This is a genomic window from Amycolatopsis sp. NPDC006125 (genome assembly GCF_040614195.1).
In the GTDB taxonomy this organism is placed as follows: Bacteria; Actinomycetota; Actinomycetes; order Mycobacteriales; family Pseudonocardiaceae; genus Amycolatopsis_E; species Amycolatopsis_E tucumanensis.
The window spans coordinates 1-21,775 of the sequence record NZ_JBEXTZ010000100.1; the positions used below are offsets into that span (position 1 = coordinate 1).

At 69.7% G+C, this 21,775-nt stretch carries 26 protein-coding genes; 12 read left to right on the forward strand and 14 right to left on the reverse strand.

Going from position 1 to position 21,775, the window contains the following annotated elements; genetic code table 11:
* The 6 genes from ABZ193_RS35250 to ABZ193_RS35275 all read left to right on the forward strand — a co-directional run.
* The coding region (locus tag ABZ193_RS35250) for an MFS transporter (protein WP_354712902.1) at nucleotides 1-790 on the forward strand (790 nt) is incomplete at its 5' end.
* Nucleotides 791-1,163: 373 nt separating this feature from the next.
* Nucleotides 1,164-2,333, forward strand: coding sequence for a transglycosylase SLT domain-containing protein (locus tag ABZ193_RS35255; RefSeq protein ID WP_354712903.1), 1,170 nt, complete (start codon nucleotides 1,164-1,166; stop codon nucleotides 2,331-2,333).
* A 12-nt stretch (nucleotides 2,334-2,345) separates the two neighbouring features.
* Nucleotides 2,346-2,930 (forward strand): hypothetical protein, encoded by a 585-nt coding sequence (locus ABZ193_RS35260; RefSeq protein WP_354712904.1) that lies wholly within the window; start codon nucleotides 2,346-2,348, stop codon nucleotides 2,928-2,930.
* Between the two features lie 89 nt (nucleotides 2,931-3,019).
* Complete coding sequence (locus ABZ193_RS35265; protein WP_354712905.1) at nucleotides 3,020-3,661, forward strand: class I SAM-dependent methyltransferase; 642 nt, start codon at nucleotides 3,020-3,022, stop codon at nucleotides 3,659-3,661.
* A 90-nt stretch (nucleotides 3,662-3,751) separates the two neighbouring features.
* Nucleotides 3,752-3,964 (forward strand): hypothetical protein, encoded by a 213-nt coding sequence (locus ABZ193_RS35270; RefSeq protein ID WP_354712906.1) that lies wholly within the window; start codon nucleotides 3,752-3,754, stop codon nucleotides 3,962-3,964.
* A gap of 41 nt (nucleotides 3,965-4,005) precedes the next feature.
* Nucleotides 4,006-5,658: a CopD family protein gene (locus tag ABZ193_RS35275; RefSeq protein WP_354712907.1), complete on the forward strand. Its 1,653-nt coding sequence runs from the start codon at nucleotides 4,006-4,008 to the stop codon at nucleotides 5,656-5,658.
* A gap of 68 nt (nucleotides 5,659-5,726) precedes the next feature.
* On the opposite strand, the gene ABZ193_RS35280 is transcribed toward ABZ193_RS35275, so the two are convergent.
* From ABZ193_RS35280 to ABZ193_RS35295, 4 genes are read right to left on the reverse strand one after another with little or no spacing between them, the layout of a single operon-like run.
* The gene (locus tag ABZ193_RS35280; protein WP_354712908.1) at nucleotides 5,727-8,021 is read right to left on the reverse strand and encodes a heavy metal translocating P-type ATPase; all 2,295 of its coding nucleotides are present in this window, start codon (nucleotides 8,019-8,021) and stop codon (nucleotides 5,727-5,729) included.
* A gap of 18 nt (nucleotides 8,022-8,039) precedes the next feature.
* Nucleotides 8,040-9,005: a hypothetical protein gene (locus tag ABZ193_RS35285; protein WP_354712909.1), complete on the reverse strand. Its 966-nt coding sequence runs from the start codon at nucleotides 9,003-9,005 to the stop codon at nucleotides 8,040-8,042.
* A gap of 28 nt (nucleotides 9,006-9,033) precedes the next feature.
* A complete protein-coding gene (locus ABZ193_RS35290) occupies nucleotides 9,034-9,240 on the reverse strand; it encodes a heavy-metal-associated domain-containing protein (RefSeq protein WP_354712910.1) in 207 nt (68 codons plus the stop codon).
* A gap of 31 nt (nucleotides 9,241-9,271) precedes the next feature.
* Nucleotides 9,272-9,553 carry a metal-sensitive transcriptional regulator gene (locus tag ABZ193_RS35295; protein WP_354712911.1) on the reverse strand — a complete coding sequence of 94 codons (282 nt, stop codon included), beginning with the start codon at nucleotides 9,551-9,553 and terminating at the stop codon, nucleotides 9,272-9,274.
* Between the two features lie 396 nt (nucleotides 9,554-9,949).
* Between ABZ193_RS35295 and ABZ193_RS35300 the strand changes: the two genes are divergently transcribed.
* The 4 genes from ABZ193_RS35300 (at nucleotide 9,950) to ABZ193_RS35315 (ending at nucleotide 12,782) form a co-directional block, all read left to right on the forward strand.
* Entirely contained in the window at nucleotides 9,950-10,372 is a 423-nt protein-coding gene (locus ABZ193_RS35300) for a DUF4396 domain-containing protein (protein ID WP_354712932.1), read from the forward strand.
* 117 nt (nucleotides 10,373-10,489) lie between these two features.
* The gene (locus tag ABZ193_RS35305) at nucleotides 10,490-10,696 is read left to right on the forward strand and encodes a heavy metal-associated domain-containing protein (RefSeq protein WP_354712912.1); all 207 of its coding nucleotides are present in this window, start codon (nucleotides 10,490-10,492) and stop codon (nucleotides 10,694-10,696) included.
* Nucleotides 10,697-10,716: 20 nt separating this feature from the next.
* On the forward strand, nucleotides 10,717-10,959 hold the full coding sequence (locus ABZ193_RS35310) for a CDGSH iron-sulfur domain-containing protein (RefSeq protein ID WP_354712913.1): 243 nt from the start codon (nucleotides 10,717-10,719) through the stop codon (nucleotides 10,957-10,959).
* 86 nt (nucleotides 10,960-11,045) lie between these two features.
* Nucleotides 11,046-12,782 (forward strand): hypothetical protein, encoded by a 1,737-nt coding sequence (locus ABZ193_RS35315; protein WP_354712914.1) that lies wholly within the window; start codon nucleotides 11,046-11,048, stop codon nucleotides 12,780-12,782.
* 64 nt (nucleotides 12,783-12,846) lie between these two features.
* On the opposite strand, the gene ABZ193_RS35320 is transcribed toward ABZ193_RS35315, so the two are convergent.
* From ABZ193_RS35320 to ABZ193_RS35365, 10 genes are all read right to left on the reverse strand, one after another.
* Entirely contained in the window at nucleotides 12,847-13,362 is a 516-nt protein-coding gene (locus ABZ193_RS35320) for a VanZ family protein (protein ID WP_354712915.1), read from the reverse strand.
* Nucleotides 13,363-13,477: 115 nt separating this feature from the next.
* A complete protein-coding gene (locus tag ABZ193_RS35325) occupies nucleotides 13,478-14,794 on the reverse strand; it encodes a multidrug DMT transporter permease (RefSeq protein WP_354712916.1) in 1,317 nt (438 codons plus the stop codon).
* Nucleotides 14,791-15,048, reverse strand: a complete 258-nt coding sequence (locus tag ABZ193_RS35330; RefSeq protein WP_354712917.1) for a helix-turn-helix domain-containing protein — start codon at nucleotides 15,046-15,048, stop codon at nucleotides 14,791-14,793. The genes ABZ193_RS35325 and ABZ193_RS35330 overlap by 4 nt, the downstream gene beginning before the upstream one ends.
* Nucleotides 15,045-15,248, reverse strand: coding sequence for a hypothetical protein (locus ABZ193_RS35335; protein ID WP_354712918.1), 204 nt, complete (start codon nucleotides 15,246-15,248; stop codon nucleotides 15,045-15,047). Before ABZ193_RS35335 ends, ABZ193_RS35330 begins: the two co-directional genes overlap by 4 nt.
* A gap of 331 nt (nucleotides 15,249-15,579) precedes the next feature.
* Nucleotides 15,580-16,158, reverse strand: coding sequence for a DNA cytosine methyltransferase (locus ABZ193_RS35340; protein WP_354712919.1), 579 nt, complete (start codon nucleotides 16,156-16,158; stop codon nucleotides 15,580-15,582).
* Nucleotides 16,079-16,558: a DNA cytosine methyltransferase gene (locus ABZ193_RS35345; protein ID WP_354712920.1), complete on the reverse strand. Its 480-nt coding sequence runs from the start codon at nucleotides 16,556-16,558 to the stop codon at nucleotides 16,079-16,081. The genes ABZ193_RS35340 and ABZ193_RS35345 overlap by 80 nt, the downstream gene beginning before the upstream one ends.
* Nucleotides 16,548-17,414 (reverse strand): hypothetical protein, encoded by an 867-nt coding sequence (locus tag ABZ193_RS35350; protein ID WP_354712921.1) that lies wholly within the window; start codon nucleotides 17,412-17,414, stop codon nucleotides 16,548-16,550. The genes ABZ193_RS35345 and ABZ193_RS35350 overlap by 11 nt, the downstream gene beginning before the upstream one ends.
* Nucleotides 17,411-17,713, reverse strand: coding sequence for a VUT family protein (locus ABZ193_RS35355; protein ID WP_354712922.1), 303 nt, complete (start codon nucleotides 17,711-17,713; stop codon nucleotides 17,411-17,413). Before ABZ193_RS35355 ends, ABZ193_RS35350 begins: the two co-directional genes overlap by 4 nt.
* Nucleotides 17,714-17,958: 245 nt before the next feature.
* The gene (locus ABZ193_RS35360) at nucleotides 17,959-19,023 is read right to left on the reverse strand and encodes a DNA methyltransferase (RefSeq protein WP_354712923.1); all 1,065 of its coding nucleotides are present in this window, start codon (nucleotides 19,021-19,023) and stop codon (nucleotides 17,959-17,961) included.
* 68 nt (nucleotides 19,024-19,091) lie between these two features.
* Nucleotides 19,092-19,475: a hypothetical protein gene (locus ABZ193_RS35365; protein ID WP_354712924.1), complete on the reverse strand. Its 384-nt coding sequence runs from the start codon at nucleotides 19,473-19,475 to the stop codon at nucleotides 19,092-19,094.
* Between the two features lie 982 nt (nucleotides 19,476-20,457).
* Here ABZ193_RS35365 and ABZ193_RS35370 point away from each other — a divergent pair.
* Both ABZ193_RS35370 and ABZ193_RS35375 read left to right on the forward strand, forming a co-directional pair.
* Nucleotides 20,458-21,414 (forward strand): sigma-70 family RNA polymerase sigma factor, encoded by a 957-nt coding sequence (locus tag ABZ193_RS35370; protein ID WP_354712925.1) that lies wholly within the window; start codon nucleotides 20,458-20,460, stop codon nucleotides 21,412-21,414.
* Entirely contained in the window at nucleotides 21,405-21,773 is a 369-nt protein-coding gene (locus tag ABZ193_RS35375; protein ID WP_354712926.1) for a pilin, read from the forward strand. The genes ABZ193_RS35370 and ABZ193_RS35375 overlap by 10 nt, the downstream gene beginning before the upstream one ends.
* Nucleotides 21,774-21,775 lie beyond the last annotated feature (2 nt).

A 21,775-nucleotide genomic window follows, 5' to 3' on the forward strand; every position in this document is an offset into this window, starting at 1 on the left:
CGCGCTCACCGTGTTCGCCATCGTGCGCGCTCCCGAGCAGGGCTGGGGATCGGCGGCGACGCTCGGCGCGCTGGCCGGCGGGGTCGTGCTGCTGGTGGTCTTCCTGGTGATCCAGCGGTCCCGCCGGGTTCCGCTGGTGCGCCTGGGCATCTTCCGCACGCCGAACCTGGGCGCGGCGAACCTGGCCCAGCTGCTGCTGGGCGCCGCGTGGATCCCGATGTGGTACTTCCTCAACCTGTACCTGCAGCAGGTCCTGGGCTACGGCGCGTTCGCCAGCGGCGCGGCGCTGCTGCCGATGACGCTGCTGATCGTGATCCTGATGGTCGGCGTGGCGCCGCGCCTGATCGCCCGCTTCGGCTCGAAGAGCCTGATCGTGGCCGGACTGTGGGCACTGGCCGCGGGCCTGGTGTGGCTGTCCTTCGCACGGCCGACCGGATCCTTCGTGATCGACGTGCTGCCCGCGTCCCTGGTGGCCGCCCTCGGCCAGGCACTGGCGTTCATCCCGTCGCTGGGCATGGCGATCTCCAGCGCGAAGCCGGAGGAAGGCGGGCTCGCCTCCGGGATCGTCAACACCGCCTACCAGATCGGCTCGGCGCTCGGCCTGGCCGCGATGACCGCGGTCGCCCTCTCCTCCGGCGCCGGCGAACTCGGCAACCCGACCGCCCTCACCGACGGCTTCTCCGCCGCCTTCCTGGGCGCCGCCACACTCGCCGTCCTCGGCGGATTCCTCGCACTGGCCACGATCCGCACCGCCCGGACCGCGCCGAAGCAGGAGGTGACGAGCCTCTGACCCCCGACGGCTGTCCGTCGCACACCCTGAAGATTCCACCGTTGGGCGAGCTGGGGAGAATCCTCGGCTCGCCCATCCATGCAGGGCGAACGATCTCTCCTCTCACCACGATGACGACCCACTAGGACTGATAGTAGTATCGCGTCAGCGTCATCGACGCTGCGCATGGAAACGGGGCGGCCCGGCGGACCAGCAGCAGATCCGCCGGGCCGCGTGCGCGCGAGCACGTGCCGCTTGATCGTGAGAGAGAACAACCGCCCCGGGTCTCACTGCGCCGATCGGATGGCGAACCTCCCGATTTGTCTACTATTGAGGCTAGTATCCCAACGGCTGGTCGCCTTCAGTAGCGACCCGGATCCGGACGGGAGTGTGGATGCGTCCACGGCACATCGCGCTCGTGCTGTGCCTGCTCGGTATTCCCGTTCTGGTTGCCCCCGTGGTGTTCGTCGCGGTCATGACGGCTGCTCGCCCGACCCCAGTCACCCCCTCACCCACGAGGGCAGGGGTGGCGACCGCGATGCTGCCACCCCTGGCCAAGGACATGTTGCCGTTCGTCGCCACGGTGGTCGACCAGCAGTGTGCCGAGCTCAGCGTGCTGCGCGTGCTGGCGGAGGTCGCGGCCGAATCCGGGTGGAATCCGGAGGCGTGGAGCGAGGACGTCAATGGGGGCGCAGCCGGCCTGCTGCAGATCAACGAAGCGAATTGGATCAGTCTCGGCGGTCAGGCCTGGGCCGGCACGCCGCCTCCGTCCGGATCCGACATCTACGATCCGAGCGTCCACCTGGCGCTGGGTGTCAATTTCCTGTGCGGCAACCTCCGGGCGATGACGCTGCACCTGCGCCAGGCCGGCAAACCGATCGACCCGATGGACGCGATGAGCGTCTGCCACATCGCGGGCTGCAGCCGCGTCGTGAACAGCCGCAGCGGGATTCCCGAGGCCGGCGAAGCCGGATGCGACCAGCGGTGTGCATCGCTGATCCGTCGCTACCTGGACAACATCCACAACTACGAACGCCGGTGGACCGCGGCGCCGACCGGGTCCGGCCCGCCAGGTGCCGTGCCGGCCGGAATCGAGGTCGGAGCACTACCCGCTGCAGTGTCGTTCACCGGCGGCCCGGCGGGCTGCACCTTCCCCGACCCCACGAGCGCTAGGGGCTGTGTCACCGCCGCCACGGCCCATGCCTATCAGGAGCTGAAGAAGGCCTTCGGCCCGCAGGTCCGCTCGGCGGGCTGCTGGGCGCAGCGGCCGTGGAACCCGACGAGCGACCATCCCTCGGGTCGCGCCTGCGACGTGTTCCCCGATCGGGCAGGGATCTTTCCCCGAGGTGAACCGCTCGCCGCCGGGTGGCGCATGGCTGCTTGGCTGCGAGCCAATGCCGGGGCGCTGCGCGTCAAGTACGTGATCTGGCAAGGCAGGTACTGGGACCCCACGACCGGAGACCAAGGAGGCTGGGGTGAGCGCTACACCGGGGGCGGCGTGTACAACACGGCCGATCCGACGGGTGGTCACTACGACCACATCCACGTCAGCTTCACCGAATGAGTGAGGCGAACCATGTGGGACGCACGACGCATCCTCACGGCGGCGGCAGTCGCCGCCGGCTTCGGCCTCCTGTGGCTGGTCGGCTCGAACGCCGAATCGCCCAGCGAGAGCGAGCTCCCGCCGACCGGTTCCACGACACCGACCGCACCGATCGGGCCGGACGCGCGGCGCGCCGCGTCCGGGGCACCCCAGCTACCCGGAGAGTCACGTGCCGCCATCCCGCCGGGCCTGGATTTCGCCCGGCCGGAGGAGGTCGCTCGCGCCTACCTGGTCGCGGCGCATTCGTTGACCGACACCGACCGCGACCGCACGAACCGGCGGGTCCTCCCGTACCTCGCGCCGACCAACCCGGCCAACCCGCGTGGCCTCGTCGTCGTCACCGCCCCACCAGCCGGGCAGGCCACCACCGCCGTGGTGGACCGGCTGGAGGCCGCGTTCTCCGACGAGACCGGCCAGACGGTCGCCTACCAGGCGACGTGGTCGGCGATCACGGGCGATGCTCGGAACACCCAGACGAGTTACGTCGTGCTCCAACGCCAGCCCGACGGGCGCTGGCTCGTCACGCAGGAATCCGCTCGCCTGCATCCCGGAGACTGATCGACACATCCGCATCTACTGCGTAGGTTAGTACGTGACGAGGGACACTTCGCCGGCTGCGGACGGACGCGTGAGGAGGACGAACGTCGATGGCGGATCTGTCGCGGTTCCAGCACCCGCGGTTCGCGCGGATGTACGAGCGGATCAGTGCCGAGGCCGAGCGACGTGGCACCGACGAATACCGGAAGAAGACGTTGTCGGGGCTCACCGGCCGGGTGGTCGAGGTAGGTGCAGGCAACGGACTGAACTTCGGTCACTACCCGGACACCGTGTCCGAGGTAGTGGCAGTGGAGCCGGAGCACCGGTTGCGTGCGCTCGCCGAACAGGCCGCCGCGACAGCCCCGGTACCGGTGCGGGTGGTGGCCGGGCACGCCGGCGCCCTGCCGGCCGAGGACAGCACGTTCGATGCCGCGGTGGCGTCGCTGGTGTTGTGCTCGGTCGCCGACGTTCCCGGAGCGCTCGCCGAAATCCGGCGCGTGCTCCGGCCCGGCGGCGAACTGCGGTTCTTCGAGCACGTGCGGTCGGCCAACCCGGTGCTCGGGCGGTTGCAGGACCTCGTCACACCGGTGTGGTCGCGGGCCGGCGGCGGATGTCATCTCAACCGGGACACCGCGGAGTCGATCCGGCGTGCCGGCTTCGAGATCGAGCAGGCCGACCGGGTCTTCTACGCCCCGTTGCGGCTGGTCCCCCGGCACGCGCACATCGTCGGACGAGCCCGCACCCGTCGTTGACTCCCGGCACCCTGCTATCTACGCAGAGGGATAGTAGGTCGGGACTTCGGCGAGCAGGAGGACGTGTTGGGCGGTGACACCGCGCCGCGCATGATCCCTGAGAACCGCCGAAGCCCCGCGCTGCGCCGGGCTGCCGTCCTCCTGCTGCTCCTGACCGGCGCACTGCTCGCCGGTGTGGCGCCGGCCAGCGCCCATCCCACGATCCTGTTCACCGACCCCGCGCCGGGCAGCGCGGTACCCGAGTCACCGCCGGTGATCACGCTCGTGTTCAACGAAGCCGTACGGCGGGGCCGAGCGCCCTGACTCTGATCGACAGCGAGGGACGATCGCTTCCCCTCGACGCGGTGACGACAACGGTCGGCACTCTGCCCGCGGGCACCTACCGCGTGCGCTGGCAGTTCACCGGCTCCGATGGCGACCAGGTCGGGGACGAGTTCCGCTTCGCCGTCGGCACCGCGGTCGTTGCGGCCGGCACGAGTGGGAGTCAGTCGACGGCCTGGGGCGAGGCCGCTCTGCGGTGGGTGTTGTTCGCAGGCCTCGCCCTCGCCTTGGGTGGTGTGGTCGGCGAGCGTCTCACCGGCTCGGCACTCGCCGAGAACAGCCGGCTTCCTGGCTTGCGCTCGTGGGTGCCGCACGGTGCGCTCGTCGGTTCCGCCGGAGCGGCTGGGCTGGCGATCCTGCTCGTTTCGGACGCCGGTTCGCCCGCGGCGCTCTGGCAGGGCCGGGTCGGGCCACTCCTGGTTTCGGAGATCCTCGGTCTGATCGTCGCATCGGGTCTCGCCTTCGGCCGGTCTCGCCGCAGACGGCTCCTTGCGGTCGTTCCGTTGGTGGTCGTGGTGGCCGCCGAGGGGTGGCGCTCGCACGCGAACGTGAACGCGCCGGGCTGGGGTGCGCTGCTCACTGGGATACACCTCGCCGCGGTGGCCGTCTGGGTGGGCGCCCTGGTGCACGTCGCCCGCGCCGCCCTCGTGTGGCGCCGGGAGCGTCCAGCGGTGAGGTGGTGGGTGCTGTCCGGCTATGTTCGCCTCGCGGCCTGGGTGTTCGCGGGGGTCGTGGCGACCGGAATCGTGTCCAGGTTGCTGTTGGTGCCGGTGTCCGCGCTGCTGACCACCTCGTACGGCAAGGTCCTGCTGATCAAGCTCGCGCTCGTCGCGATCGCGGCCGGCCTGGCCCTGTCCGCGCGTCTCGTCGTGCGCCGGCAGGCGCCCCTCGACCGGGTTCGCATCCTGACCCGGGTCGAGGCCATCGTGCTGGTCGGAGCACTCGGACTCAGCGCGGTCCTCGTGTCGACAGCGCCCGCCACCGACCGGCAAGCCGCACCGCCGGCACCGGGTGGGACCGTGGTACCGCTGAGCACCCTCGCGGGCCAGGTCGGCGTGACGGCATTCGCCAGCGAGGGACAGCTGGTGGTGCGGCTGACCGCCCCTCGCAGGGACGACTACTACGACCCGCGGACAGTCCAGCGCTTTGCCGTGGCCGGACACGTCACGGCTTCGCCGCGGCACAGCCGGCCGTTGGAGTTCCGGGGATGCGGAGACGGGTGCTTCGTCTCCGGTGTGGAGTGGCAGGAGGGCGACAACGTCCTCAGCCTCCGGGCGGAGGCGGACACGTGGCGGGGTGGGACGGTCAGCCTCCTCGTGCCGTGGCCGGCCGTTCCGGGGGACGCCGATCTCGTGCGCACTGTTCAGGCCATGCGCGACACGGACCGTGTCAGCGTTTACGAGACCGTGACCAGTGACACCACCGGACCGCTTCCCGAGCCCCAGCGACTGGACGTGTCCGGCGACTTCTTCGTCACCCAGGAGCCTTACGCCGCCGGGGTCGCGCCGATCGTGACCCGCCTTTCGCAGGACGGCCAGCCGACCCGGCTCGCTCTGGGCTACCCGGCCGCCTTCACCACCGTCGCCCTCACGCTCGACGCGCAGGGCAGGATCAGCGAAGAAACCCTGACCGACGACACCCACCTCATCCGCAGGCGCTTCGTCTACCCGGGCTGACTCCGCAACAACGGTGAAGGGCGCCGCTACCGACGTGGTAGCGGCGCCCTTCCGTCAGTTCCAACCCGTCAGGCGACCCGCTGGGTCTCCTTGGCGTCGGTTCCGCTGAGGCTGCGGAAACGGCGGAGGCGCAAGCTGTTCGACACCACGAACACCGAGCTGAACGCCATGGCCGCACCCGCGATCATCGGGTTGAGCAGGCCGGCCGCGGCGAGCGGCAGGGCCGCGACGTTGTAACCGAACGCCCAGAACAGGTTGCCCTTGATCGTGCCCAGCGTGCGCCGCGACAACCGGATCGCGTCCGCCGCGGCACGCAGGTCGCCCCGCACCAGCGTCAGGTCGCTGGCCTCGATGGCGACATCCGTGCCGGTGCCCATCGCCAGGCCGAGGTCGGCCTGGGCGAGCGCGGCCGCGTCGTTGACGCCGTCGCCGACCATGGCGACGACCTTGCCCTCACCCTGCAGCCGCTTGACCACGTCGACCTTGTCGGCGGGCAGGACCTCGGCGATGACCTCGTCAATGCCCACCTCGGCGGCCACGGCCTTGGCCACCGCCTCGTTGTCACCGGTGAGCAGCACCGGGGTCAGGCCGAGCGCCCGCAGCTGGGAGATCGCCTCGGCCGAGGTCGGCTTGACGGTGTCGGCCACCACCAGCACGGCGCGGGCCCGGCCGTCCCAGCCGACCGCCACCGCGGTCTTGCCCTCGGCTTCGGCGGCCGCCTTGAGCTCGGCCAGCTCGTCCGGCAGGTGCTGGCTCCAGTCGGCCAGCAGAGCCGTCCGCCCGGCCAGCACCGCTTTGCCCTCGACGACGCCCTGCACGCCGAGACCTTCGACGTTGGTGAAGCCCTCGACCTCGGGCAGCGTGCCGAGCTTGTCCTGGGCAGCCTGGGCGATCGCCTTCGCGATGGGGTGCTCCGAGGCGTGCTCAAGCGCGCCGGCCAGCCGCAACGCCTCGTCGGCGTCGACGCCGTCCGCGACGTGGATACCCACGAGGGACATCCGGCCGCTGGTGACGGTGCCGGTCTTGTCCAGCACCACGGTGTCGATCCGGCGGGTGGACTCCAGTACTTCCGGTCCCTTGATCAGGATGCCCATTTGGGCGCCCCGGCCGGTGCCGACGAGCAACGCGGTCGGCGTGGCCAGGCCGAGCGCACACGGGCAGGCGATGATCAGCACCGCCACACCCGCGGTGAACGCGGCCGCGACCGAACCACCAGCACCGAGCCAGAAGGCGAGGGAGCCGACGGCCAGCGCGATCACGATCGGCACGAACACCGCCGACACCCGGTCGGCCAGCCGCTGCACTTGCGCCTTGCCGGTCTGCGCGTCCTCCACAAGCTTGGCCATCTGGGCCAGCTGAGTATCCGACCCGACGCGCGTGGCCCGCACGACCAGCCGGCCACCGGCGTTGACCGTCGCGCCGACCACGGCGTCACCGGGCCCGACCTCGACCGGCACCGATTCGCCGGTCAGCATGCTCGCGTCGACCGCCGAGTTGCCGTCCTCGATCACGCCGTCGGTGGCGATCTTCTCGCCCGGCCGCACCACGAACCGGTCCCCGACAGCGAGCTGGTCGACCGGGATCCGGGTCTCCTTGCCGTCCCGCAGCACCGCGACGTCCTTCGCACCGAGCTCCAGCAGTGCGCGCAGCGCCGCACCGGCCCGCCGCTTGGACCGGGCCTCGAAGTACCGTCCGGCGAGGATGAACGTGGTCACCCCCGCGGCGACCTCGAGGTAGATGTTGCCGTCGCCGCTCATCCGCTGGATGGTCAGCTCGAACGGGTGAGTCATGCCGGGAGTTCCGGCGGTGCCGAACAGCAATGCGTACAGCGACCACAGGAACGCCGCCAGTGTTCCGATCGAGATCAGCGTGTCCATGGTGGCCGCGCCGTGACGCAGGTTCGCCCAGGCCGCCTTGTGGAACGGCCACGCCGCCCACAGCACGACGGGCGCCGCCAGCGTCAGCGAGATCCACTGCCAGTACGTGAACTGCAGCGCCGGGATCATCGCCAGCGCGATCACCGGCACGGACAACACGACCGAGCCGATCAGCCGCTGCCGCAACGACCGGGTGGGATCTTCCGGCTCCGCGGTGTCGTCGCCGGAGTCCTCGGCACGCTGGGGCTTGGGCAGTTCGGCGGTGTAGCCCGCGGCCTCCACCTGCGCGATGAGCTGCTCAGGCTCGACGCCCTCGCTGAAGGTGACCTTCGCCTTCTCCGTCGCGTAGTTCACCGTCGCAGTGACGCCGTCGAGCTTGTTCAGCTTCTTCTCGATGCGCATCGCGCAGGAGGCGCAGGTCATCCCGCCGATGGCCAGTTCGACTTCGCCGCCGGCGGCGGACCGAGGTTGGGTGGTCGAGGTCATCACGGTCTCCTTCCTCGGTCAGTGACCGCCGTGGCCCTCGCCGGCGGCGGGGGCCTGGGGCTGGATCGGGGCGGGGGTCCCCGCAGTGGGGACGGTGAACTCCGCTGTGCGGACGGTGCCGCCGTGCTGGAAGTCCAGGAACAGCCGGTAGGTCCCGGCCGAGGGCACCTCGGCGAAGAACGTCACGGACGGCCCGGACGCCGTCTTCCCGTCACCCGGCGTGCCTTCCGGGTGCACGTGCAGGTATGCCAGGTCACCACCGCGCAGGGCCACCAGGTGCCCATAGGCGCCGAGGTAGGGCTGCAGGTCGGTGACCGACAGTCCGTCCTTGCTGACGGTCAGCGTCACCTTCGACGATCGTCCCGGGACCAGGTCGCCATCGAGACGAACCTGGTAGCCGTCGACAACCGCCTCGCGGGCCGGCTGGTAGGCCACCGGCCGGAAATCACCGGGGACCGCGAGATCGACTCCGAGCGTCGTCGCCTCGGCGGCGGTGGGCTTGAAATCGGCGTAGGCCCGGTAGCTGCCTCCGGCGGGCAGGTCGAGCGGCACGGTCCAGGTGCCGTCGGCGCCCAGCTCGGGGTGCACGTGCTGGAAGCCGGAGGTGTCCCGGCGCACGACGATCAGGTGCATGCGCTTCTCGTGTTCCACGTCGTAGGCGGTCACCGGCGCTCCGTCCCGCCCCGTGATCGTGAAGGAGAAGGTCTGGTTCGGTCCCTGGGCGAGCGTGGTCGTGGTGGGCGTGAGGGTGTAACCGCCCCTGGACGACGCCAGCCCGCCGGGCTGGTCGGTTTGCGCGGTCTCCGCGACGGTGCCGCTGTGAGCGTCCCCGTGCCCGGCGTCCTCGCCACCGGGTGTTCCGGTCGCCGCACCGGAGGCGGTCTGACCGGCGAAGGGACCGACAGCGGTGCCGGTCGCCCAGGCGCCACCGGCGACCAGGACGAGCGCCGCACCGTAGGCGGAGAGCTTCGCTGCAGTGTTCATGGCAATCCTTTGCTCGGGCTCGCGCCGCTCAGGCGGTGAGCTCGTACCCGGCCTCGTCGACCGCGGCGCGCACGTCGTCGACGTTGAGGTCCTGACTGCTGGCGACGGTGACCTTGCCGGTGGGCAGGTCCACCTCGACGCCGGTCACCCCGTCGATCTTGCTGACCTCCTCGGTCACCGCCCGGACGCAGTGGTCGCAGGTCATTCCGCGAACGGTGTACACAGCCTCGGACATCAGTTCTCCTCCTGTTGATCGTTGTCGTTGCTCAGGAACGCACCAGGCGGGCGATCGCCTCGCTGGCCTCGCGGACCTTCTCGTCGGCCTTGTCGCCGCCCTCGGCGATCGCCTCGGCCACGCAGTGCTTGAGGTGCTCGTCCATCAGGCCGAGGGACACCGACTGCAACGCCTTGGTCGCCGCCGAGATCTGAGTCAGGATGTCGATGCAGTACTCGTCGGATTCGACCATCCGCTGCAGTCCGCGCACCTGACCCTCGACGCGGCGCAGCCGCTTGAGCAGGTTGTCCTTGTCCCCGGCGTAGCCGCGCATGTGAACTCTCCCTATCTCCGATGCCAGTCAGTCAGCACTTCAAGCATACCCCTTACGGGTAGGTCGTTAAGCTCCTGGCGCGGTCATTTATACCCCCCACCCGTATCTAGCGCAAGGGCCTGACTCCGGGTCGCCGAGCGGCCAGCTCGATCAAGGGATCAGGCCGCGCCGAAACCCGGTTGCGCGGTACGGGTACCCCGTATAAGAACTACACAAAACCGACAGAAAGGCCTGGAAGTGCCCGAAGCGCAGCAGCATGACCACACCTCCATGGAGCACGGGTCGCATCACGACCACCATGAGCGCCACGGACACGGCGATCAGCACGCACGTCACGCCGGCCATGCCGACCACGGTGACGAGCATCACGCCGGTCACCACCAAGCCACCTGGGGCATGGCGGCCTCCGCGACACTGCACTGCCTCACCGGTTGCGCCATCGGTGAGATCCTCGGCATGGTGATCGGCACCGCGCTGGGCTGGCACGCCGTGCCGACGATCATCCTCGCCGTGGCACTGGCCTTCTTCTTCGGCTACGCGCTCAGCATGCGCGGTGTTCTCCGTGCCGGCGTCGGATTCAAGCAGGCACTCAAGGTCGCTCTCGCAGCGGACACCGTGTCGATCACCGTGATGGAGATCATCGACAACGCGGTGATGGTCGTCGTTCCGGGTGCCATGGACGCAGGCCTGAACAGTGCCCTGTTCTGGGGCGCACTGGCCTTCGCCTTCCTGGTCGCCTTCCTGGTGACCATGCCGGTCAACAAGTGGCTGATCGGCCGGGGCAAGGGGCACGCGGTCGCTCACGCGTACCACCACTGATCGCGCCCCGAGCCAAGACCAGTGACGGCTGCGGTTGATACCCCTTGGGGGTAGGTCGTATAGTCGAGATGAGCGCGGGTGAACGACCGCGAGACAGCTGATCTGAGAGGACAACCGATGAGCACAAGCGTCTACACCGTCCAGGGCATGACCTGCTCCGGCTGCGTCAACAAGGTCACCAACGCGGTGACGGCCGTGGACGGCGTGTCGGACGTGGACGTCGACATCGCCACCGGCGAACTGACCGTCATCAGCGACGAGCCGATCGACAGCGAGGCCATCCGCAAGACGATCGCCGACATCGGTTACTCGGTGGTCGGCTGACGACGGCGGCGACGTTACCCATGACCGAGCAAGCACCCACGCCTCCCGTCGTCATCAAGACGGTGGACAACGGTCCATACCAGGTCAAGGGGCCGGTGCGCATCGTCGACCACGAGAACAACGAGTACGAGCTCGGCCCAGGCCGGACACAGATCCTGTGCCGCTGTGGGCATTCGGCCCGCAAACCATTTTGCGATGGCTCGCATACACGCGTTGGTTTCGGCGCAGCCGAGCGAGCACAGGCCGTGGAGAACCGCCCGTAGAACGGTGAGGTGCGGGGTGGCTTTCCGACACCCCGCACCGAACCGGGCCGCAACGAACAGGGCGTTCCCGTTGATAGGATGTGCACGTGGCATCCGAAGCGGAGGATGACAACGGCTGCCCTTCACCCGCGAGCACTCTTCCACTCCTCACGACCCCGTACGTTTTCACGCAGGATCGACTGCTCACGACGGGTGAGTTTCTTCGTGCGGCTCGAGAGCGCGGCCACATCCTGACCCTCGATGATCTGCAGGATTTTCACCACCACCGGCTCCTGCAACCGCTTTATCATGTCGCCGACGACGCCATCGAGGAGCTCCGCATTCCCGTGGTGTCCCCCAGCATGAACATCAACGTCACGAGGTGGACTTTCGAAGCGGCCGCTGATGGACGCCTTCGCGATGGCGCGGAAGACTGTTCAGCAGCCCGGCCGTTCAAGCGGCCGGCGGACGAGCAGTCCAGCGGGTGGTGGAACGGGTTCGTGTACTCGTCTTGGCAGTCGTTGCACGTCGGGGACGCCGTCAGCGACTACCAGTTCGTGCGGTCGGGCCGGCAGGTCCCTCCCGGCGTGCGCCAACGCCTCGCACAGCAACGGCGGATGACGCTCGCCCTCGCCGCGCTGGCGACCCCCTACTTGCCGGGCGTGCTGGGTCGGCTCAACCTCCCCGCCGGGGTCGACGAAAAAGGGCTCCGCGTGTACCGCGCGGACGCCGACGTCCCCGGGCTTCTTCGTACCGCGGGCTTCGACCCGGCGGACCTCGCGCCCGAGGCGGACTTTCTGCTCATGCAGACGCAGAACGATCCGCTGGCCAAGTGGCTGCCGCTGGTGCGTCACGCGAGTTACCGGGGTTGGTCAAGGCTTCGCGGTGACCCACTCGACGCGATGTGGCGCAGGACCGCTGCCGAAGTGCTCCTGCGGGCCCACGAAGAGCTCGCTACCGCAGGCGTCGTCGAGCCACTACCCGACCTCACAGGCGCGTCCTGGCACGCGCCCCAACATGACCGGCTCACGCCACGCTTCGAGGAGGCGCAGACCCTTGAGCGAGCGCTGGCCGAGCTGGGACTGTCGCCGCATCCGAAGGTCATCCTCCTGCTCGAAGGTGAGACCGAGCGATATCACGTCCCCCGGCTGCTCGCCGAGTTCGGTGTCGCAAGCCACCAGGACGTCCGGGTCCAACATGCCAAGAGCTCGAAGATCAACGCACACCTCATCGCGCGTTACGGCGCGACCCCCCGAGTAGGCCGGAAGCTGGGAGACCGCTGGCTCCTCGATGCGTCACCGACCGCCTTGCTCATCGCGATGGACCCGGAGAACCACTTCGCGACGCCGGCCCAGCGGGACAGAGTCCGGCGGAATCTGCAGGAGGCCATCCGGGAAGAAGTACGGTATCAGGACGCCGAGATCAGCCAGGCTGACCTGGATTTTCTGGTTCGTATCCGGGTCTGGGGCGACGACAAGTACGAACTCGCCAACTTCGCCGACGATGATCTGCTGCCCGCGGTGACCAGGCTCGCGGAACGTCAGGGAAATCCGCGCGTGAGTTCTGCGACCTGGGAGCAGGATGTTCGCGCCGAGATCCAAATGGCACGCGTGAAACACCATGACGTGAAGGTGCCACTCGGCCGGCTTGGCATCAGGGAGGACAAGGTCGAACTGGCGAGGCTGCTGTGGCCAGTCCTGCGTGACAAATGTGAGTCGGAATTCGTCTCGGGCACCGTGCGCACCCCGGTTCTCGAGCTCGTGCTCGAAGTGAAGGAGATGGTCGCTCACTTGACGGGCACGTTCGCGATCGGTGGCGACGCAGGAGGGCCGACGGCGCCGTAGACCTCAGATCAGGCTTCGGCGTGGTCGGCTATGCCGACTGAGGGGCGCGCACCCTCCGAGCCGATCATCGCACGCGCCCCGACTGCCGGAGCAGGACATGGCCCAGAGCGACACCGACGAGGCCGCCGACCACATTGGCGAGCAGATCGGACACGCTGCAGAACCGGCCTGGGATCACGGACTGCACGAGCTCGACGACCATCGGCACCGCGAGACTGACCACGACACCCGGGAGGATCCGCCCCGTGGTCACGACCACCGCCCCGGCGAACGGGAACATCAGGACCACGTTGAGCAGGTTGCCGGCCACACCACCGCCGGAATGCAGACCGACGCTCACCAGGTCCGACAGCCCGTCCGGCAGGCAGGCCTCGACGCCGTTCGCGTGCGTCTCGTCGCCGGGAGTCAAGGTCACCGACGCCACGGCTGTGAGCAGCAAGGCAGTCACGACGGCAGGAGCCTGCCGCCAACCGCGGCGGCGGGCTATGCGAGGGGCAAACAGCACGCTCACTGCCCCACCGAGAAGCATGACCAGGACGGTCCAGCCGGAAACCGGCACGTACGCACCGAAGATCGACACCGGTTCTCCTTCCGCTCCCGCGCGGAACGCTCCAAGGCCGGCAGTCCGGATGCCGCATTCTACTATACAAGATAGTATAAAAGTGACTGATCCGGATCTCGGTGGCGCCGGTCGATCACGCGGCCGCGCGCCAAGCGGCCACCTCGGGCGCCACACGGCTTTCGGCTTTCGCCTTCTCCCAGTGGTCTTGCAGCGCATCGATGAGACGTCGCTCGACCCCGGCCGCCACGTGGGAGTAGGCGTCGCGGACCTTGTCGGGCAGGATGTGCCCGAGCCGGAGTGCTTGTGCGATCTCCGGCACCGCGTCGTCGATCATCCAGGTCTTGTGGCTGTGCCGCAGGCCGTGGAACTTCAGTCCCGGTTTGACCGGATACAGCCGTACCGCCGGGCTCAGGATGTCCAGGTTGCCGTCGGCGGCCGGGCGGAACGCGCGGCGGGCGAAGTTGCTGCGGCGATGCAGCTGGCCCTGCGGGGTCACGAAGACGTGGGGGTGGGTGTGCGTGGTCAGGTGGTCACGGAGCAGCGAGACGAGGAAGGGTGGCAAGCTGATGGCACGAGCCGATTCCTCGGTCTTGGGCGGGCCGAGGAACAGACCGCCGGCGTTGGTCTCGTGCAACGCCCCGATGTCGGGATCGACGACGATGACACCGGTTCCGTCGTCGAACAGACGCAGGTTGGGCCGTTGGAGACCGACCAGTTCGCCCCAGCGTGCTCCGGTCCACGCCGCGGTGACGACGAGGACCGCGCCACCTGGCCCGTACTTCACGGCGACCTGGTCGGCGACTTGCAGCACCTCGCGCGGTTCCGCCCAGATCTGCCGCGGCCTGCGCTGACGGCGGCCGTTTCGCCGTCCTCGCCGACGGGCTTGAAGCGGGTTGGCCGCGATGAGCTTCTCGTCGGCGGCGTCGGTGAGCATCAGGGAAAAGCACTTCATGATGCTGACCACGGTGGCTTGGGCCAGCCCGCTCCGGAGTTCCTTCTCCCAGCGCCGGCTGTCGAGGTTGGTGACGTCGGCCAAGGCCGTGGTTCCCCAGCGCGGCAGGATGTGCGTGCGCACGATGCTGCGGTAGTTCTCCTCGGTCCTGCGGTCGATGTCCAGCGCATCCAGCCAATCCGGCGCCCACTCCGCGACCAAGGTGCGCCCTCCGGCGGGGTCGATCCAGGTCCCTCTCCGGCGGTCCGTCGCCATGTCGGCGATGTAGTCTTCGGCGGCCTTCGCGTCGGGGAAGCCGGTGATGGCCCCCTTTCCGCCGCCGTCGCGGCGGTAACGCACTCTCCAGTTGTCGTCGGTGACCGGTTCGGCCCACGGCATGGTGAACTCCTTCCCCGTGGTGTGGGGGTCGTCGTATGTCGCCGTCCATGGACGCTCCAATGAGGACGAAGAGCCAGTGGGTGGCGCAAAGAGCCTTTGTCCGCAGTGGAAACGCCTCATCGGCGGCCGAGCTGACGACGGCGACGGGACCTGGGCCGGCGCGATCCGGCCGGGCGGCTTCCGTGGTCCACGATGTGGCGCAGGTCGGCTTCGGAGAACCGGAGGTGCTTGCCCAGGAACGTGCACGGGATCAGGCGGCGTCCGGCCTTCTTGCGCAGCCACGATTCCGGGATGGTGAGTTTCTCGGCAGCCTGGGCGGGGGTGTAGAGAAGCCGCGCGTCCGCGCGTTCGCGGTTGTCGCCGACGGCCGTCACGACGGCACCTCACGGTTGACCCGATAGCCCAGAACGGCCAGGTCGTCCAGTAGCAGACCGAGCGCATACGCCGCCTGCTGCGGCACGACTCCGTTGCCCAGGGCGCGCAGTTGCGCGGTGCGTGGCAGGCCCAGATGTCCCGCTGTCACCCAGCCGGACGGAAAGCCCATCAACCACTCCACGAACAGCGGGGCCAGCACGGGACAGCCATTCCGACCGGGTTGTGTCGGGCAAGAGGCGCGGCGTTGCAGTATCAGCTCCCAGCGGTGTACGGCGGCGGTGTACTCGCCCCACTCGACCGGCCGCGGTTCAGGTCGCGCGTTGCGGGAGACGCTTGCGCCCATGGTCACCTGTCTTTCTGCGATCGTGTGGCAACCTGCATCAGGTCGGTCGCGCGCGGAGCCGGGAGAAGGCGTAGCCTGTCCAAGAGGGATGGCCCGCCTTGTCTTGACGCGGCGGAAAGTCCGTTGGATGAACCGTCATGCGCGGTCGGGGTCGGCAGGAGGTTCCCACGCGCCAGCGGTGAGACAGTTACGAAGCCTCCCCCCATCCCGGAATTTCGTTGCCGCGCAGCGCTTTTCGGTTTCCCGCGGAGGACCGGTCAGGGCGCGAGCCCGGTCGGGTAGGGACTTCCCGCCGAGATGTGTGTCGTGCGTGCAGTTCTTCGCGTCCGAGGCGGTCGGAGTCGGCAGCAGGCGCACGGAGTCGGTGAGTGTGACGCATCCGGCCGGGACCGGTCGCCCTGGTTTCACGACCGTCTTGAGCGCCGCGGAGCGCGAGTCCGCCGCCGTCGGTGTCGGGAGCAACCGGCTCGGCCGCACCACGGCGTCGACCGCGTCGTTGAGGTTCACCTGGTGCCCGCCCGCGCGGCGCCGTGCGGGGTCGACGGGGCCGCGGGGTTCGCCGTCGCGTGCCTGCGGAGTGGGCATCATCCGGCTGCCTGCCCGGCTGGGGGACGGCACACAGGAACACACGCTCGCGTCGGTGGGCGGCGCCGATGTCGCTGGCTCGTACGCAACGCCAGACCGCGTCATACCGCGCTTCGGCCAGCCCTGCGAGTACGTGGTCGAGTCCGCCGTTGCGCCAGCGGAGGGCGGCAACGTTCTCCACGACGACGGAGCTGGGGTCCCAGTACGCGAACGGCGTCCAGGATGGTGTGCCATAGTCCACTCCGGGTGCCTTTCTCGATGCCCGCGCGCCGCCCGGCCGCGGAAATGTCCTGACAGGGGAATCCGGCGGTGAGCACGTCGACCGGCTCGACCGAGCTGAAGTCGATCGTGCGGAGATCGCCGAGGTTCGGCACGCCGGGCAGGCGCGCAGCGAGGACGGCCGAGGCGTGCGGGTCGACTTCCGAGCACCAGGCGATCCGGCCGCCGAGCACGGCGGCGACAGCGAGGTCCAGTCCGCCCACTCCGGTGCACAACGACCCGATCACCGGGCCGTCGGTCGCCACGAACCGCAACCCGTCGCCGGTCTCGTCATGCTCCGGCGCCTTCGGATCAGCGGGCACGGTGCGCCTCCTCCCGCGCGATCCGCGTTCGCCCTCGCTGGCCCGCCCGGCACGGAACCCCCGGCCTCATGGGTGAGCTTGGTCGTGTTCGCCCGCCCCCTGCGCGCGTGGAGTTCCTGGCGATGGTCAAGCTGTCGCGGAGCCGGGTGTGCCAGTCCAGGGCGTAGCGCAGGCAGTTGGACTCGGTGCGGTGGCTCGGCGTGCAGCCGGGCTGGTAGCGGCCGCTGTAGCTCCACGCCGCTGAGTCGCTGGAGGCCAGCGTGTCGGCGTAGCGGGCCAGGCCGGTGACTTTGACGCCGAAGCCGTGCAGGCGCAGGCCCCGGGTGTGCAGCGAGCGCATGATGCGCTCGACGTGGGCGCTGTGCTGGCGCCGGCACACGCTGCGGACGCCGACCAACGGCAGCCTCGACAACGCGACGCCGTGCCGCTCGTAGAGGTCGGCGCACCAGTGGTAGTCGGCGGCGGAGTCGCCCTGCAGGACCGGGATGAACGGCAGCTCCGGGTCGATGTCGCGGAGCTGGAGATAGTTGCGCACGGTCCGGCGCTGGTGGGTACGCAAGCTCGCGCCCGTGCGGGCCCGGACATGCGCCTCGACCATCCAGTCCTGGGGCGCAGCCCAGACCAGGTGGCCGATCTCCTCCGCGTAGCGGCGCACCGCGGCGGCGTAGGTGCGGGCGTCGGTGCGCCACCGGCCGTGCAGCGACAGTTCGGTGAAGCCGCCGGAGTCCAGCGCCCACTCCCCCGTCGCGCGCGGCAGGGTGCGCCGGGGTGCCAGCCGCCGGTGCGAGACCAGCAGCGGGATCCCCAGGTCGCGTGGCAGCCACGTGGGCTGATGGGTGCCCAGGTAGAACTTCACGGCAGCACCCCGCCTCGTCGGCGCGCGGTCAGTGCGGCCGCTACCGCGAGGGCTGTGACAGTGGCGAGGGCCTTGCCCGCGAGTTGGCCGGGCAGCAACGCGAGCGACCCGAACGCCCACGGCACGAACACCACGCTGTCGGCCACCAGTCCACCGAGGTTGGACACCGCGATGGCTGCCGACCGGCCGCGGTGACGAAGCCGGGTGTAGAGCCTCCAGTCGACGAGTTCGGCGACCAGGAACGCCGTGGTACTGGCCATTACCAGCCGGGGCGGCGCCACGATCAGCGAGGCCATCATGCCTCCGCCGATCGAGCATGTCCTGCACGACGTCGCGTGCCGTGAGCACCACACCGGCCAGGACCGCGCCAGCCGGGATCACGAGCGATCCCACCGCGACCACGACGTGGCTGCTGGCCCAGTTCGCTCCGGCGATCGCGGCCAGATAGGTCCCCATCCCGGCCCAGCCCGCGGTGCGCATGACCGTTGGCTCGATGCCGGTCCCTCTGGGCGACGAGCACGGGGGTGCAGCGGCTGCTGAGGTGTCAGGCCCCGGCATGCCCTGTCTCCGTCGCCGTGATGGTGGAGGGCGCGAGCTGCTTGCGGAGCACGATCACGTCTTCGTGCGCGATGAGATGCAGTGGCAGGCCCTGCTCGCGCTGTTTCCGGATGAAGTCGCGCTGGAAGAAGCTTCCCCGGACGACGAGGTCGCGCTCGGCGACACGAGCCAGCAGCGCCACACACCGCTCGACCGGGATCAGACCGGCGGCCGTGCCGCAGGCGATGATCTGCGACGGCAGGTCGATCAGCTCGGAGTGCTCCCGCCACGGGCGCACCGTGATGGCGACGTGCCCGCCCGGGCGCAGGACAGCGGCGCAACCGGCCAGGATGCGGGTGAACCCCGCGAGCAACCGGTGGTGGCCGACGTTGGCGAGGTTGCCGCGGTCGAGGGTGTTGCCGTAGCGGTGGTGGAACTTGTGCACCTTGCCGTCGCCGCTGGGGTCTCCGGCGGTGATGACCTGCCCGTGCGTGGACGGTCCGTACGGCGGCGAGGTGACCACCAGCGCCACGCGCCCCCGGTAGCGATCCGGGAGCAGATACGGGAGGCGGCGGGCATCGCCGTGCACGATCTCGGCGTCGTGGTCGTGACCGCGTTCGCGGGCCCGCTCGAGGTTGGCTCGGCAGACGTCGACCCAGTGCGATTCGTACTCCACGCCGACCGCTCGGCGTCCGGCGTCGATCGCCTCCACCAGGGTCGTGCCGGCCCCCGCCATCGGGTCGAAGACCAGCTCGCCCGGACGCGTGTAGTGCCGGATCGCGTGCGCCGCGACCGCGGGCAGCATCTTCGCCGGATGGGCAGTGGAGTCGGTGACGTAACGGTCCTTGCGCTGAGCCGCCGGCGACGTTTGCGCTGTCACCCATACCGACAGCGGCAGCCCGTCGACGACGTCCGTCGAATCGCCCGGCGCGTCCTTACGCGGGTCCGGCACGGGGGCTTCACGCGGGGTGTCGAGGGCGTCTATGACCGCGCGTGGGATCGGCACGGTCGGCGCGTCGTCACCGGCCGGCGAGGCTGACGGGATGGAGTGCGGACGGTCGAAGTGAGTCATGGGTGGGGTACCTTCCGTGCGCGGGGAAGCGGTTGACCGGGCGTCGCGCGTGCGTGTGGACCGCGGGGTCATGAGCGGTCCTCATCGGGCTCGCCCCCAGCGGTGGGCGGTGCCGCCGCGGACTCGCGGGGTTGTGCGAAGACGAGCACGTCCCCGTTTGCGCGCAGGTGCGGCGCGGGCAGTCCACGCGCGGTCGCCCGGTGTTTTGCTCGCGCGTACTCGGCGGCCGTCGACGGCATCGGCGCGGCGTGCAACCGGCCGTCCCGGGCCGGGGTGTGCATGGTGACGATGTGCTGGAGGTAGAGCAGGTCGGCGTGCTGCGCGGCGGCCACGATCAGGCCGGTCGGATCGACCAGCCTGCCCTCGGTCCAGTCGCTGTGCGTGTAGACCGCGAGGGTCCCGCCACACCGCAGCCGATCCGCCGCCAGCAGTGCCAGCTCCTCCAGTGACACTTCCTCAGGGGCGTGCGCGGGCAGGGACGCGAGCACCAGATCCGCGCGCTGTGAGGCGGACCGCTCGGGCGCACCGGCACCCTCGTGCCCTGAGTCCGCGGGCGGCTCCGAGAGGGTCCCGTTCGGGGTGGCGGAGTCGGTGACGAGGTTCGTCCAGAACGGTCGCGACCGCGCAGTGGAGGTGTCCGCGCGCGGTGGGAGCGCGACCGTGTCGGCGGTGCGCTTCAGCGCGCGCAGGGTCTCCCTCGCGGCTGCCGTTGACGCGGTGTCGACGGCAACCAGGAGGACGTACTCGCCGGGTTCGGTGAACGCAGTCGTGAGGGCCTCGACGATCGGTACCGGCCACCGCTCGTGCGGGTCGATCGGCTCCGGTCCGCACGCCCAGACCGTAGCCGGAATCGGCGCCGCGGCGCGCGACCGCGACGCTGTCGACCGGCCCTTCGGGCGTGAGGTCGCGCGGCCACACGGACCGGTGTCGCGAATGCGGGCTCCGGGGTAGGGAACGCGGTCGCCACCACGCCGTGTGCGCGGCGGGTGGGTCGAGTCACCTCGACGGCCGGGACGACCGTCGGGCGACTGCGAGCGCTGGGCCATAAGGGGCCTCCTCAGTTCGTGCTATCTGCAGGCAATACGGGCGATAACCCAATTTGGAGACAGCGCCAGCCCAAACACGGAATTCAAATCCGGGATTTCCGCCAAGATTTCGTACCGCACCGAGACCTGTGCACACAGCCGAGACATGAGGCGCCGTCCAACAGCAGGTCAACCGCCCATTCTCGCACGGTTCGGAAGATCGACAAGACCTCCGCGGCGGATTTTGAGGCGCCCCTGAGGCGCTCATGTCGCGCCGTCGAGGCTGTTATGTGGCGTTTTTGAGGCGCCTGCCGTGGCTTCCTGGCAGCTGCCGAAAAGCTGCTCTTCAAAGGGAGCCGTGATGAAATCTTCCTCGCCTCGGAATCGGGGTCGCGAGCGCGGTTACTACGTGCGCGCCGATCCCGATTTCGTCACTGACTCGGACGTGTTCGCGGTGGCCCGTGCCAGCTTCGCGTGGTTGGTCACCGGGCCCAATCCCGTCAGCGTGGACGGTCGCGATATCGCCGGGTTGCCGCCACGTCCGCTGCCGCTGGACGAACTGGGCACCCTGCTGCTCGAGCCCGGCTGCGCCCAGGCGACGCGCGACGCGGCGTGGGCGTGTCTGATCGCTCGTGCTCGCGCCGAAGGCGGCACCTGGACCGTGGCGTGCGTCGGCCTGGCGCTGCCGGTGTTGCTGCGGGCCGCTGCGATCGTGACACGCCGGTTCAGCGGCGACACCCACGACCTCAACGCGGCCGTGCTGACCGGGTTTCTGCACGAGCTGCGTGAGGTCGATCTGGGCCGGCCGGCGATCCTGGCACGGCTGTACTGGGCGGCCTACCGGGAGGGGCGACGCGCCCTGAACGAGGCTGTCGGCGGCCCGGTGCCGACGGGCGATCTGCGTTTCGATTCCGGCCCACCACCGCGCCCGGACGGCCACCCGGATCTGGTCCTGGCCGCCGCGGTGAAGGCGGGCGTGATCACTGCCGCGGAGGCCGGGCTGATCTCCGAGACGCGGATCGGTGAGGTGCCGCTCGCCGAGGCGGCACAGGCACGGGGGCTGCCCTACAAGAGGGTCCAGAAGAGCCGCATCCGCGCCGAGCATCGCCTCCGCGCCTACCTGGCCGAACAACACACCGGTACGGCTGCGTCGGCGAGCCGAACTCGCCGCGTCCGGCGACGCAACGAGAGCCGCACGAAGACCGCGGCGGCGAACAAAGTGCGCGCACAGGTGTCTCCGAACGAGCCGCAATCACGCATTGCCTCACGCGGGACCCGCCTGCCCGCAGACCGCCGAGCCCGCACCCACGACACCACCTCGGGCCCGGCCGCGCACACCCGTCGGGAGGCCCGCTCATGCGACTGAATCCACTCCAAAGCCACCGTCGTCTTCGCCGTGCCGCGCTGCAAACGGCGGGGATTCTCACCGCTGCCGTGTTGCTGACCTCCTCAGTGGCTCGGGCGGAGACGGTGCATGTCGTCGCGCTCGCGGCGACGGTCGACGAGGTGCTCAACAACATCCGCAACTGGATCATGGGCATCCTCGCCGGGGTCGCGATCGTGTTCCTCACGATCGGTGGTTTGCGCTACCTGATGGCCTCGGGTGATCCGGGTGAGGTGGAGAAGGCCAAGGGGGCGTTCAAGGCCGCCGGCATCGGTTTCGGGCTGGCCGCGCTCGCCCCGCTCGTGGTCGAGATCCTCAAGGGCATCGTGGGCGGGGTGTGAGC

What these genes read in the sequence shown, in the direction of transcription:
- ABZ193_RS35255 (WP_354712903.1), top strand. Translation starts at nt 1,164, where the DNA reads ATGCGTCCACGGCACATCGCGCTCGTGCTGTGCCTGCTCGGTATTCCC.
- ABZ193_RS35260 (WP_354712904.1), top strand. Translation starts at nt 2,346, where the DNA reads ATGTGGGACGCACGACGCATCCTCACGGCGGCGGCAGTCGCCGCCGGC.
- ABZ193_RS35265 (WP_354712905.1), top strand. Translation starts at nt 3,020, where the DNA reads ATGGCGGATCTGTCGCGGTTCCAGCACCCGCGGTTCGCGCGGATGTAC.
- ABZ193_RS35270 (WP_354712906.1), top strand. Translation starts at nt 3,752, where the DNA reads ATGATCCCTGAGAACCGCCGAAGCCCCGCGCTGCGCCGGGCTGCCGTC.
- ABZ193_RS35280 (WP_354712908.1), bottom strand. Translation starts at nt 8,021, where the DNA reads ATGACCTCGACCACCCAACCTCGGTCCGCCGCCGGCGGCGAAGTCGAA.
- ABZ193_RS35285 (WP_354712909.1), bottom strand. Translation starts at nt 9,005, where the DNA reads ATGAACACTGCAGCGAAGCTCTCCGCCTACGGTGCGGCGCTCGTCCTG.
- ABZ193_RS35290 (WP_354712910.1), bottom strand. Translation starts at nt 9,240, where the DNA reads ATGTCCGAGGCTGTGTACACCGTTCGCGGAATGACCTGCGACCACTGC.
- ABZ193_RS35295 (WP_354712911.1), bottom strand. Translation starts at nt 9,553, where the DNA reads ATGCGCGGCTACGCCGGGGACAAGGACAACCTGCTCAAGCGGCTGCGC.
- ABZ193_RS35300 (WP_354712932.1), top strand. Translation starts at nt 9,950, where the DNA reads ATGGCGGCCTCCGCGACACTGCACTGCCTCACCGGTTGCGCCATCGGT.
- ABZ193_RS35305 (WP_354712912.1), top strand. Translation starts at nt 10,490, where the DNA reads ATGAGCACAAGCGTCTACACCGTCCAGGGCATGACCTGCTCCGGCTGC.
- ABZ193_RS35310 (WP_354712913.1), top strand. Translation starts at nt 10,717, where the DNA reads ATGACCGAGCAAGCACCCACGCCTCCCGTCGTCATCAAGACGGTGGAC.
- ABZ193_RS35325 (WP_354712916.1), bottom strand. Translation starts at nt 14,794, where the DNA reads ATGAGGCGTTTCCACTGCGGACAAAGGCTCTTTGCGCCACCCACTGGC.
- ABZ193_RS35355 (WP_354712922.1), bottom strand. Translation starts at nt 17,713, where the DNA reads ATGATGGCCTCGCTGATCGTGGCGCCGCCCCGGCTGGTAATGGCCAGT.
- ABZ193_RS35360 (WP_354712923.1), bottom strand. Translation starts at nt 19,023, where the DNA reads ATGACTCACTTCGACCGTCCGCACTCCATCCCGTCAGCCTCGCCGGCC.
- ABZ193_RS35375 (WP_354712926.1), top strand. Translation starts at nt 21,405, where the DNA reads ATGCGACTGAATCCACTCCAAAGCCACCGTCGTCTTCGCCGTGCCGCG.